We start from the raw sequence: 11,762 nt of genomic DNA, 5'->3' as shown, positions 1-11,762 counted from the left end.
AAATGCATAAAGCCGAAAGCAATTAAATATAAATAGCAACAAATATTGATAGCGAACCAACATATCACTTCTCATTGCGTAATCAGCCATAATGTTGTTTACAGCAATGGCAAGCCTTTGTTTGAAAACAAGGAAACGGACGCTACTGCTTTTCTGCTTTCGGTTTACCAGTTTTTGGAGGTAAAGTATCCTAAGTTTTACAAAATGGATAACCTGTCGAAAATGGGTTTGCTGGCTGCCGAAGTTTTATTGAAAGATAAACCAATCGATGGGCTGTATAAGGAAAACGAAACAGGTATTGTATTAAGCAATGCCAACTCCAGCCTGGATGCCGATATTAAATATTATGAAGGGGCTAAAACTGTTGCCAGTCCGGCGTTGTTTGTTTACACATTGCCTAATATTGTTATCGGCGAGATCAGCATAAAAAACAAGTTTAAGGGCGAGAACGCTTTCTTTGTTTTTGAAACTTTCGATGCTGCGTTTATAGCCCAGTACGTAGCATATTTGCTAAATAATAATATATTGCAGGCCTGCATCTGCGGCTGGGTGGACCTGCTGAAGGAAGATTACAAGGCCGTTTTGTACCTGGTAGAGAAACGGGAAAGCGATACTTCGGTACCGTTTACTGCAGAAAACTTAAACAAAATTTACCTGTCGGATACAGAAAAAACCGGCGAAGATATTGGGAGCATAAAATGAGTAAAACTGTTTTTGTAGCGGGGGTAGGTGTAATATCCGGCATTGGCAACAATACCGCCGAATGCCTCAGCGCGCTCCAAAACAGCCAGGCAGGTATCGGGAAAATCAGGTACCTGGAAACTGCTCACAAAAATGATTTTCCGGTTGCAGAGGTTAAACTAAGCAATGATGAACTGGCAAAACTATCGGGCTTTGGTCCGGATATGAGCAGAACAGCTATGCTTAGTTTGATAGCTGCAAGAGAAGCATTGGCTAACGCGGGCATTGAAAATTTTGCGTCTTTACGTACAGGTTTTATATCGGCCAATACCGTTGGCGGCATGGATAAAACTGAAGACTTTTTTGCTCAGTTTATGACTAACCCCAAAGCCGGTCGCCTAAGGGATGTAGTTAACCACGAATGCGGCAAGGTTACCGAACTGGTGGCAGATGAACTGGGTATAAAAAACTACGTGAGTACCATTAGTACTGCATGCTCATCATCGGCCAACGCCATTATGTACGGCGCAAGGCTCATCAAAAACAATATACTGGATGTGGTTATTGCCGGCGGCACCGATGCCCTTACCCGTTTCACGCTGAACGGTTTTAACACCCTCATGATACTGGATAATCAATACTGCCAGCCCTTTGATGCCAACAGGAGAGGATTGAACCTTGGGGAGGGCGCGGGATACGTCACTTTGGTATCTGAACGGGTTGCGGCGAGGCTAAAAACGGATCTGTACGGAACCCTAAGCGGCTATTGTAATGCCAACGACGCTTACCACCAAACAGCTTCATCACCGGATGGAACGGGCTCCTTTATGGCCATGCAAGGCGCCTTAAAAATGAGCGGTTTAAAACCCCGGGATATCGGCTACATTAACCTGCATGGCACCGGCACCCAAAACAACGATAACTCCGAAGGGACAGCCATAAAACGACTGTTTGAGCCGCATTACCCTAAAATGAGCTCTACCAAATCGTTCACAGGGCATACGCTGGGCGCATGCGCGGGTATCGAGGCGGTATTTTCGGCCTTGTCGGTTCAGCAGGGATTGATCTATCCAAACCTGCGCTTTGAAACCCGGATAGCCGATCTGCCTTTTGAACCCGAAACCAGCTATAGTAAACAGCCGGATTTAAAACATGTGCTCTCCAACTCCTTTGGCTTTGGCGGTAATTGTTCATCGTTGATATTTTCAAAATTGCAGGATTGATATGTATATACGTGCAACAGGAAATATATCGCCCCAAAAAACATTCGGAAACGTACCGTTCCTGGCCGAGGTTGTTGCTTATGAAGGTAACCGCCTAAGCTGCATTACACCCGATTACAAAGAGCTCATAGATCCCAAACTCATCCGCCGCATGAGCAGGGTGATTAAAATGGGGGTTGCATCAGCCATGGCTTGTTTAAAGGAGGCCGGACTAACCTCGCCGGATGCCATCATTACCGGCACCGCTTATGGCTGCCTGGAAGATACTGGCGTGTTCCTGAGCAAAATGGTTGAGCGGGAAGAAGAGCTGCTTACGCCTACATCGTTCATACAATCAACCCATAATACCATTGGTGCGCAGGTAGCGCTGCTGCTGCATTGCCACGAATACAATAATACCTTTGTAAACTGCGGCTCATCCTTTGAGTGTTCGCTGTTAGATGCGCAAATGCTGTTGCAGGAGGGCGAGGCAAACAATGTACTTGTTGGGGGTATTGACGAAATTACGGATATCAGCCACGGGATATTAAGCCGGTTTGGCCTGTATAAACAAGGCCCGGTTAATAATCTTGATCTATACAAATCAACCTCAAAAGGGACCATTGCCGGCGAGGGTTCCACATTTTTCCTGCTCACGAATGAGGCCTCAGGAAATGACCTCGCGAAGCTGGATGCTATAACTACCTTTTATAAACCAGGCAGCTTTACAGCAATTGAACAACAGATAGCAGCTTTTTTATCGGCACAAAATATCAGTATCGATGATATCGACGTTATCATAACCGGCAAAAATGGGGATGTTAAAAATGATGCCGTGTACAATCATTTAGGTGAAACCCTGTTTAATAAAAACACGGTTATTAACTACAAACATTTGTGTGGTGAGTATCCAACGTCTTCAGCTTTTGCTTTGTGGTATGCGGCCCAAATCATCAAAACAAATAGCGTACCGGGAGCAGAGCACACGGCTCCGGTAAAAAAGGCGCTCATTTACAATCACTACCAAAACAGCTATCATTCCCTAATGTTGCTATCGGCGTGCTGACATTCAAAAACACCAATATTGCATTGATTGTCCTGCTGGCTTTAGCCATTTGGGTTGATAAAATGTATGGTGTAAGCTGGCTGGTGTATGTAGTCATCATATTTATTTATGCGCTCATTGTCGCCTACGGCTGTTATTTTGTACGCTCCGGTTTTTTTATGCCGATGTACTGCTCGGCAAAAACTACCGAAAAGGTAATTGCAATTACTTTTGACGATGGCCCGGTTGCGGAGGGGACACCTGAGATTTTAACGATATTAAAGAATGCCGACGTTGAAGCAGCTTTTTTTTGCATTGGTAGCCGGATGGCGGGTAATGAAGCGATCATTAATCAGTTGGATGCGGAAGGCCACATTATAGGTAACCATAGTTTTACGCATGCTATGCTGTTTGATATGCTCCCGGCAAAACGGATGTTAGCAGAGATGCAGCAGATGGACAGTGATCTGTACCGGGTCATCGGCAAAAAGCCAAAGCTATTTCGCCCGCCTTTTGGCGTGATGAACCCTAATTTGAAAAACGCGATAGTTAAAGGCGGATATTCGCCCATTGGCTGGAACGTACGCTCTTACGATACCATGAGTAAAGACGCCGATAAGCTGCTTGAAAAAGTTAGTGCTGCAATTAAGCCGGGAGCTATATTCCTGTTTCATGATACCTGCAAAAACACCATTGCTATGCTGCCCCGGTTTATTGAATTTGCCCAATCAAAAGGGTATAAAATTGTACGGGTAGATAAAATGCTGCGTCTGCAGGCTTATGTCTCCCAGGGGTGACAATTTATTTCTTTACTGATTATATGATTATAGATAAACAGGTGTTATTATACTTATTCCCAGTTTTCCTGCAATTATAGATTTGGTGGCCATTCTATAAAACAGCGAATGATCAACAATTCCGGGAATTAATCTTAATTGTGTGTTTACTTTTTCAGGCTCTATAAGAGTGGCAAAATGTATGTCCGCCAGCAAATTGCCATTTTCTGAAATAACCGCGCCGTCCTTTTGGTTACTCATGCGTAATTTTACAATAGCGCCGGGATAAGCCAATTTCAACCGGTGAAGAACCACCTGTAAAGCCTGTGGTAATATTTCAATTACAACAGGATAAGTATTATCAAGTTTGTTTGCAAACTTTCTTTCATCTCCCATTAAAATAAATTCATCGGCCATTGAAGCAAGTATCTTTTCGGTGGTATGGATCCCGCCCCCACTTTTTAAGGCATTAAGTTCCGTGTCGAACTGATCGCAGCCATCAAAGTATATATCTACGTGCTTTAATAGTGACGGGGATTGTACCCTCAACCCATTGTCCAACAATGCAGTTGTTGTTTTGAAAGATGATGAGGTAAAAATAAGCGAGTCGGCCAGGTCTTTTTTCTCGCATATCAGATTTATTAAGTGTGAAACCGTTGTACCGGCTCCTAAGCCAATGGTTTGCCCTGCCTGTATAAATTCCATCGCTGCTTTTGCAGCCTCAACTTTGTAATCGGTCATGATTTTTAATATAGCTTGTTAAATTAAACAAGCTGCCGCAATTAAGGTAATTATACCGATAAAAATAAGTTTATTGGGTATGATGAAAGAAAACAGGGCCGCTAATAAATCAATTAGCTGTTTACAGCAAGGGGATGTTGAGCTAAGAAACTTTCTAATCACTAATAGCGCAAATAAAATAAAACTTACCCTGTCTGCAACGAATTGGTTTGTATAGCAGTCTTCTATATAAACCAATTTAAAGCATATGAAAAAGTATTTATTATTGTTTTTCCTTGCCGGCCAAACTGCGGCTGCTTTAGCACAGGATAATGAAGGTAGAACACCATATCTTACTAAATCATTGGCAAACGATGCTATCAATAGCGTAATTGTAAACACATCGGCAGGTGGTATTATAGTGAGCGGCAGAAGCGGCGAGACTCCCAGGGTTGAAGTTTACATCAGGGGGAATAACGGTCGTGAGCTATCAAAAGATGAGATCAAAAAACGGCTGGATGAGGATTACGACCTGAGTGTTGCTGTTACCGGGCATGAGGTGCGCGCTATCGCAAAAAACAAGCACGAAAATTTTAACTKGAAAAAGTCGATCAGTATTTCGTTTAAAATATATGTGCCAATACAAACAGCTACCGATCTTAAAACCAGCGGCGGGGGCATAATTCTCGATAATTTAAAGGGCAATGAAACCTTTACTACCAGTGGCGGGGGCTTGCAGGTTGACAAGCTTTACGGGACTATCCGTGGTACCACATCGGGTGGTGGTATAATTGTATCCAACTCGGGCGATAATATTAACCTTCAAACCAGCGGTGGCGGCATTATTGCAAAAAACTGCACCGGTAAAATAAAACTTGAAACCAGTGGCGGCGGATTACGCCTCGAAAATTTAAAGGGAACTATCAACGCGCACACCAGCGGTGGCGGGGTTGATGGTACTAATATTGAAGGCGAATTAATCACTGGTACATCCGGCGGGGGAATTGACCTTAAACAAATGAATTGCAGCTTAAACGCCTCTACCAGTGCCGGGAGCCTGCATGCGCAAATTAATAAGGTAGGTAAATACCTGAAACTGGACGTAAGCTCTGGCAATATCGACCTGGAACTACCATCAAAACAAGGGCTTGATCTTGATATCAGGGGTGATGCCATCGGCCATCATCAGTCCCGGATAAGTAACTTTAACGGCCAGTGGGAAAAAGACCATATAAAGGGAAGTGTAAATGGGGGTGGTATACCCGTAAGTGCAGATGCCTCCAGCGGGAATATTAGTTTAAGATTCAATTAAACAAGCAAATTCAAATCAACATGGCCAAAGCCTCAGATCGACAGATACGGGGCTTTTTGTTTTTAATGTATTTATAGAAATCAGGTTCTTTTAAATAAAACTGTTTCATTGCAGGAGTAATAAATACTCTGCTTCTTTTAATAAATACTCCCATTTTATATTGCATGTGTAATATTTTATTGCGATTTTTGTTTTTTAATCATTAAAAAATATTACAGGAGCAATGCCATGAAAAAATTTAGTTATGTTTTAATGCTGATAGGGATTACTATCATTATTATTGGTTTTTTAACCTTTACCAATTTAACTACAGTTAACGCAGTTGATTCACATAACTGGACAGTCAACATTAATGGTTTAAAATCTTTCCCGTGGCCTGTGTTTGCCGGATCGGTAATTGTAATCCTGGGAATTATTTTTAATATGGCTACATGGGAACAACCAAAAGGGCGTTACTTTTAATAATTTAGCGCCAGAAACCAAACGGTGAAAAACAAGCATACATAAATGGCGAAAAGCAAAAACATCTGTGATTTAAAAAGCTGCTTTTTATGCATGCATTGCTTAAAGGATTGGATCCCGGTTATTGAAACTCATCGCCAAAACCATATTGTAAAAAAGGGAGAGGCAATTTTTAAAGAAGGCGACCCGGTAACCGGCATTTACTTTGTTTATGAGGGTAAAATAAAGGTTCATAAAAAGTGGGATGCAGAAAAAGAGTTGATAGTACGCTTCGCGCAAAAAGGCGATATAGTGGGTCATCTGGGCATGGGGGATACAGGATATTACCCTGTATCTGCTACAGCTATTGAAACCGGCGTGATCTGCTATATCAGTATGGATTTTCTTGAATCAACGTTAAACGTTAACAATAACTTTGTGATAAAGCTGATGCGGTTTTTTGCCAATGAGTTGCAGGAGTCGGAGAAGAGAATGCGCAACCTGGCACATATGCCGGTAAAAGGGCGGGTTGCGCAAGCCCTTATATCTTTACAAAACAAGTTTGGTGTAAATACAGATGGTTTTATCGATATCGATTTGAGCCGACAGGATCTGGCTGCTTTTACCGGGGCTGCTTACGAATCACTGTTCCGTACTATCAACGACCTGGTTGATGAAAATATCATAACAATAGCAGGGAAAAATATCCTGATTAAAAACGAAGATCTGCTGTTGAAACTAACAGAAGAGACCGGGGGCTGACCTGCCGCTTATCGCTGGTATCTGCGCCATAACATATACCATTTTTTATTGTTGGGGTATTTGCGGTGACTGGTCATGTTGTTAACCAGGATGGCTACAAGCAATAATATGGTTGCCCCGGATAGTACCGGGTTTAATACATACAAAAATCCTAAAGCCTGTATTTTGGCCGAGCCAATATTGGCTATCAATGCAGTAGCTCCGCCCGGTGGGTGCAGCGTTTTGGTTATCTGCATTAATACAATAGACAGGGAAACAGCCAGTGCCGAAGAAAGCCATATTTCATGAGGGATTATTTTGTGCATAGCAACACCGACAAGAGCGCAAATAACATGCCCTCCAATTAAATTTCTTGGCTGAGCCAGCGGGCTATTGATGATGCCATAAATTAATACCGATGAAGCACCAAAGGAACCAATAAGGAATAAATTATCAGCAGTGCTAAAATAACGGCTGCTAAAAAAACCGATAATGCCTATTCCTAAAAACGAACCGATAAAGGTCCATAGATGCTCTTTATAATCAACAAGCGTTTCTTTGTAAACAATATAACGTGCAGTTCGCACGTGCCGGTGTATCTTTCGAATCATAATTTATAGATGGAAGCAAAAATAGTTACTTTCAATTATAAATTATTAAACAACAGGCAAAATCAAAGCTCCGCAAAACAAGCACCCTTTACCACCCCAAACTCAATCCGCCGGATACCCGGAAACCCTTTCTGGTAACCTCGTTCAGTTGTGTTTTATCCACCTGCCCGCTACTTAGGTAAAGCTCATCGGTTCCGTGGCCGGTTTGCCATGTAAAATAACCGCCTCCAAGGTTTATGGCGATGTGATTGGTTATACCATAACTCAGCTTGCCACCGGCCTGTATGCCGTAACCATTGGCATGGTGATGATAGCTAACCGGGTGCTGAAAACTGGTAATCAAATTCCAATCGCCATTACTGTTATAGCTCACCTGGTGATAGGTTAGGTCAGCTTTAAATTTTAGCTTATTTGTGATCAGGGCAGATGATGTTAACCTGAAAAAAACACCTTTCCATTGCGGCGTGTAGGAACTGTTGAGATCCGGGAACATTGCGCCGCGGTTAAGCAGCCGAAGCAATTCCTTACTTTCACCGTAACCAACAAAGGGTATTAAACTAAACCGGCGGGAATTGAAAATGACATACCCGGCTCCTAAATTCCACAAGCTGGTATTGCCTTTATTGGCATTAAAGGTTTGATTATAGGTGGTATTACTTCGGTTATCGGCGTCATAGTCAGCATCGTTTACTGTGCCCGATGAAATAAACTGCCGGGAGTAATCAGCATAAACAACAAGGCGTTTATAAAAATTCCAGTTAGCGGACGCGGCAATTTGTTGCCCCCCAACCTTCATCCATTTAAGCTCGGAAAGAACATTTGGATTTTGCCCGCTGAGGTTGCCTGATATCGACCAATGAAAGTTTTCCTGCTGGTACCCTGTTGAAATATCCAGCTGCAGGCTCTTTTCTATCGACTGGGCATGCAGCAGCCGAACACCGTGCATCAGTACAAAAAGAAAACCTATAAACTTCTTCATCAGGTAAAAAATTAGCCTGCCCTTATAGCTAAAGGCAGGCTAAAGGTAAAGGATAACTATTGATTTATGCCAAATGATTCCCAGCCCGAAGCGGTTGCACGGGTGCAGGTCATGGCTTGTGTGCCGTTTTCGCTGGAGATAAATTTACCATTATTGCCACGCAAAGTAACTTTTCCATCGGTAGTAGGCACCCAGTCGAATTTTTCCCAGTCGCCTATCGAAGTTCGGTTACAGGTAATGGCCTGGGTGCCGTTTTCTGATGACACATATTTGCCCATGCTTTGCAAGGCAACCTTGCCGCCGCCAGCATCAACTACGGTGAAGGTTTCCCATGCCTGTGCGGTTGCACGGTTGCACCACATTGCCTGCGTGCCGTTCTCGCCGCTTACATATTGGTTGTTAAAGCCCTTAAGGGTAATGTTTGAGCCGATAGGAGGAGAAGTTGTACCTCCCGAAAGATTGTAAACACGCACATAATCAACCACCATATTGCAAGGCAAAGCGCCATCATTAATGGTATTGCCGGGCAGATCGCCGCCTATGGCCAGGTTAAGGATAATAAAAAACGGTAAATGGAACGCTCCTGTATTGTTGATATTATTGGCAATATTACCGGTTACATACAGGGTATTATCAACATACCATTTGATGGAACTGGCATCCCACTCCACCGCATAGGTATGGAAACCGGTTGGTGTAGTAGTAGTGCTGCCGCCATATTGGGTATGTCCGTTAACATACCAGTGCATGGTGCCTAATATCGTGTTAGAGGTATTTACCTGTTCCATAATGTCAATCTCTCCGCATTGCGGCCAGTTTACCGTACCTATGTTGGCACCCAGCATCCAGAAGGCGGGCCATGTTCCTTGCACGGCAGGCAGCTTAATGCTGGCCTCAATACGCCCGTAAGTTGGCTGGAATTTGCCCGCGGTGGTCAGCTTGGCCGAAGTGTAAGGCTGACCGCCTACGGTTTCCTTACGTGCAGTAATGGTTAAATAACCACCCGATACTGTAGCATTGGCCGATTGGTAATATTCCTTCTCGTTATTCACATTCGGGTTACCATTATCAATGTTCCAGTTGGCGGTGTTTACACTGCTGCCGTTAAATTCATCGCTCCAAACCAGTGTTGCCGCTCTTGGCGTAGTAGTTTGATTGCTTTCGGCAGTTGCTGTGGTGGATGTTTGCCTGTTAGCGTCCTTTTTGCAGGCAAAAACGAGGGTAGCCATGGCCATAACAGCGAAGGCACCTTTTGCATAGTTTAGAAGTGTTTTCATAATGTTGGTATTTTGTATAATAATTGGTTGATAGCGTGTTTTTTGATGGCTAATTTAAATTCCCGGCTTCCGCTCATCGCCATAAGCTTATTGATTTACGCCAAAAGCTTCCCATCCCGATATGGCGGCCCGGTTACAGGTCATGGCCTGGGTACCGTTCTCGCTGGAGATGTATTTGCCATTGTTGCCCTTCAGTGATATTTTGCCATCAGCATTAACTACCCAGTCGAATTTCTCCCAGTCGCCTATAGAAGTACGGTTGCAAGTGATGGCTTGTGTTCCGTTTTCTGAGGATACGTATTTGCCCATGCCCTGTAAGCCTATTTTGCCTGCACCGGCGTCAACCACGGTAAATTGTTCCCATGCAGATGCTGTTGGGCGGTTACAGTTCATGGCCACGGTACCATTTTCGCTGCTTACATATTGGTTATTGATGCCTTTCAGGGTAATCACCGAACCAATTGGCGCACCGGATGTTCCGCTTGATTGTGTGCCGCTCCACTTAAAGGTAGCCACAGCACCAGCCGCCAATGAATAGGTAAATGATTCTGCGCCCCATTTAACTTTAAAGCTAACGGCAGATGAGCCGTTGTTAAGGGCGATAAGCACCTTACTGCCATCAGAGTTTTTAAAGGCCACATTCTGGATACTGCCCGAAAGGTTGGACGAAATGCGTACAGCTCCCGGTCGTACAAAACGGGCGGCGTGGCCAATAATATAATAACCAACATTGCGGGTAATGGATGTTCCGCTTACGGTGATACCACCAAGGCAGGTACTGCAGCCACCAGCAGTATGTGGGTTGTTGTTGGGGTCGGCAGCCAGGTTCCATTCCAATACGTTGCGGCTCCAGTTGCGGGTACCGCCAATAATGAGGGTATTTACATGCCATGACAAATCGCCGCCAAAATTGCTTGGCGCGCCAACCCATTGCTCGGTGAAGTACACGTTTTTGTTAGGGTAGGCATTATGAACGGTTGTTAAGGCACCGATATCGCCCGCATACAGGTGAAAAGCCGAACCATCAACATAAGGGTTTGCGCCGGCATCGCCTAAAACCGTGGTGGCATAGCTGGGTACATCGGCATTATGGTCATACGCAATGATCTTTGTGGCAAAGCCGGCTGCCCTGATCTGCGGACCAAGATTGTTTTTAATAAAATTAGCCTGCTCTGTTGCCTGCATCACCATACTTGGGTTGTTGTAGGGGTTTAGCGGCTCGTTTTGCGGGGTAATGGCATCAATAGTAATGCCTTGTGCCTGCATAGCCTGCAGGTATTTTACAAAATAGCGGGCATAGGCATCATAGTAAGCCGTATTTAAGCTGCCCCCTGTGTAACCGTTGTTGCCTGTTGTATTAACTTTCATCCAGGTTGGGGCCGTCCATGGGGTAGCAATAATTTTGATGGATGGATTTATGGCGATGATCTTTTTCAGAATAGGCAGCATGTCCTGGTTTTCCTGGCTGATGCTGAAGCTGTTCATGTTCACATCGCCGGCTACCTGGTCGTAAGTAAAATCGCTGGAACTCAGATCAGAGGCACCGATGCTGATTCGTAAATAACTGATGCCGATCTGCCCGTTCGCTGTGCCGAAAAGTTCGCTTAAAACAGCGGCCTGGTTGCCGCCCAGGCCATTCAATAACCCGGCGCTGCCCCCTGTTAAGGTAAAGCCGAAGCCATCAATGCCCTGGTATGTGGTGTTTTCGTCAACAGTTACGGTTGTAGCGTTGGTGCCGGCATCGGCAGCAAAATTAAAACTGGTTTGGGCCTGCAAAAGCTTCGATTGATCGGATGTGGTGACCCAGGTATTTACTACTTCGTTTGCAGCGCGTGCTACGGTTCCGTTGGTATCCCGGGCTTTTGCCGCCCCGGTACCGGCATCCTTTTTACAGGCAAACAATAAGGCCGCGGGTAGCAGGGTGAGGGCTGCCAATCGCTTTAAATTGTAATTGATGTTCATAAAATTATTATTTGG

At 44.3% G+C, this 11,762-nt stretch carries 12 protein-coding genes; 7 read left to right on the top strand and 5 right to left on the bottom strand.

Translation table 11 applies throughout. The features are described 5' to 3' along the window. The first annotated feature begins 45 nt into the window (after positions 1-45). From AC1DO4_RS15730 to AC1DO4_RS15715, 4 genes are read left to right on the top strand one after another with little or no spacing between them, the layout of a single operon-like run. Entirely contained in the window at positions 46-702 is a 657-nt protein-coding gene (locus tag AC1DO4_RS15730; protein WP_477417433.1) for a hypothetical protein, read from the top strand. Then, the gene (locus tag AC1DO4_RS15725; RefSeq protein WP_477417431.1) at positions 699-1,904 is read left to right on the top strand and encodes a beta-ketoacyl-[acyl-carrier-protein] synthase family protein; all 1,206 of its coding nucleotides are present in this window, start codon (positions 699-701) and stop codon (positions 1,902-1,904) included. Before AC1DO4_RS15730 ends, AC1DO4_RS15725 begins: the two co-directional genes overlap by 4 nt. Position 1,905: 1 nt before the next feature. Beyond that, positions 1,906-2,949 (top strand): beta-ketoacyl synthase chain length factor, encoded by a 1,044-nt coding sequence (locus tag AC1DO4_RS15720; protein WP_477417430.1) that lies wholly within the window; start codon positions 1,906-1,908, stop codon positions 2,947-2,949. Next, on the top strand, positions 2,943-3,725 hold the full coding sequence (locus AC1DO4_RS15715; RefSeq protein ID WP_477417428.1) for a polysaccharide deacetylase family protein: 783 nt from the start codon (positions 2,943-2,945) through the stop codon (positions 3,723-3,725). The genes AC1DO4_RS15720 and AC1DO4_RS15715 overlap by 7 nt, the downstream gene beginning before the upstream one ends. Positions 3,726-3,752: 27 nt before the next feature. On the opposite strand, the gene rpiA is transcribed toward AC1DO4_RS15715, so the two are convergent. Further along, positions 3,753-4,445 carry a ribose 5-phosphate isomerase A gene (gene rpiA, locus AC1DO4_RS15710; protein WP_477417426.1) on the bottom strand — a complete coding sequence of 231 codons (693 nt, stop codon included), beginning with the start codon at positions 4,443-4,445 and terminating at the stop codon, positions 3,753-3,755. A gap of 247 nt (positions 4,446-4,692) precedes the next feature. Between rpiA and AC1DO4_RS15705 the strand changes: the two genes are divergently transcribed. The 3 genes from AC1DO4_RS15705 (at position 4,693) to AC1DO4_RS15695 (ending at position 6,939) form a co-directional block, all read left to right on the top strand. Beyond that, complete coding sequence (locus AC1DO4_RS15705; RefSeq protein WP_477417424.1) at positions 4,693-5,736, top strand: DUF4097 family beta strand repeat-containing protein; 1,044 nt, start codon at positions 4,693-4,695, stop codon at positions 5,734-5,736. A 228-nt stretch (positions 5,737-5,964) separates the two neighbouring features. Then, positions 5,965-6,198, top strand: a complete 234-nt coding sequence (locus AC1DO4_RS15700) for a hypothetical protein (RefSeq protein WP_477417422.1) — start codon at positions 5,965-5,967, stop codon at positions 6,196-6,198. Between the two features lie 45 nt (positions 6,199-6,243). Next, entirely contained in the window at positions 6,244-6,939 is a 696-nt protein-coding gene (locus tag AC1DO4_RS15695) for a Crp/Fnr family transcriptional regulator (RefSeq protein ID WP_477417420.1), read from the top strand. Positions 6,940-6,947: 8 nt separating this feature from the next. Here the strand turns inward: AC1DO4_RS15695 and AC1DO4_RS15690 are convergent, their stop codons facing one another. The 4 genes from AC1DO4_RS15690 to AC1DO4_RS15675 form a co-directional block, all read right to left on the bottom strand. Continuing rightward, the gene (locus tag AC1DO4_RS15690) at positions 6,948-7,529 is read right to left on the bottom strand and encodes an HPP family protein (protein WP_477417417.1); all 582 of its coding nucleotides are present in this window, start codon (positions 7,527-7,529) and stop codon (positions 6,948-6,950) included. Between the two features lie 88 nt (positions 7,530-7,617). Beyond that, positions 7,618-8,508: a hypothetical protein gene (locus AC1DO4_RS15685; protein WP_477417413.1), complete on the bottom strand. Its 891-nt coding sequence runs from the start codon at positions 8,506-8,508 to the stop codon at positions 7,618-7,620. 56 nt (positions 8,509-8,564) lie between these two features. Next, positions 8,565-9,785, bottom strand: coding sequence for a family 16 glycosylhydrolase (locus AC1DO4_RS15680; RefSeq protein ID WP_477417411.1), 1,221 nt, complete (start codon positions 9,783-9,785; stop codon positions 8,565-8,567). An 87-nt stretch (positions 9,786-9,872) separates the two neighbouring features. After that, entirely contained in the window at positions 9,873-11,747 is a 1,875-nt protein-coding gene (locus tag AC1DO4_RS15675; RefSeq protein ID WP_477417409.1) for a glycoside hydrolase family 30 beta sandwich domain-containing protein, read from the bottom strand. Positions 11,748-11,762 lie beyond the last annotated feature (15 nt).

It is taken from the genome of Mucilaginibacter sp. P5_A6, from assembly GCF_056400585.1.
This window is presented reverse-complemented; position numbering and strand designations above follow the sequence as displayed.

Excerpts from the sequence above, each read along its gene's own strand:
- AC1DO4_RS15725 (WP_477417431.1), top strand. The coding sequence starts at position 699 with ATGAGTAAAACTGTTTTTGTAGCGGGGGTAGGTGTAATATCCGGCATT.
- AC1DO4_RS15720 (WP_477417430.1), top strand. The coding sequence starts at position 1,906 with ATGTATATACGTGCAACAGGAAATATATCGCCCCAAAAAACATTCGGA.
- rpiA (WP_477417426.1), bottom strand. The coding sequence starts at position 4,445 with ATGACCGATTACAAAGTTGAGGCTGCAAAAGCAGCGATGGAATTTATA.
- AC1DO4_RS15700 (WP_477417422.1), top strand. The coding sequence starts at position 5,965 with ATGAAAAAATTTAGTTATGTTTTAATGCTGATAGGGATTACTATCATT.
- AC1DO4_RS15695 (WP_477417420.1), top strand. The coding sequence starts at position 6,244 with ATGGCGAAAAGCAAAAACATCTGTGATTTAAAAAGCTGCTTTTTATGC.
- AC1DO4_RS15690 (WP_477417417.1), bottom strand. The coding sequence starts at position 7,529 with ATGATTCGAAAGATACACCGGCACGTGCGAACTGCACGTTATATTGTT.
- AC1DO4_RS15685 (WP_477417413.1), bottom strand. The coding sequence starts at position 8,508 with ATGAAGAAGTTTATAGGTTTTCTTTTTGTACTGATGCACGGTGTTCGG.
- AC1DO4_RS15680 (WP_477417411.1), bottom strand. The coding sequence starts at position 9,785 with ATGAAAACACTTCTAAACTATGCAAAAGGTGCCTTCGCTGTTATGGCC.
- AC1DO4_RS15675 (WP_477417409.1), bottom strand. The coding sequence starts at position 11,747 with ATGAACATCAATTACAATTTAAAGCGATTGGCAGCCCTCACCCTGCTA.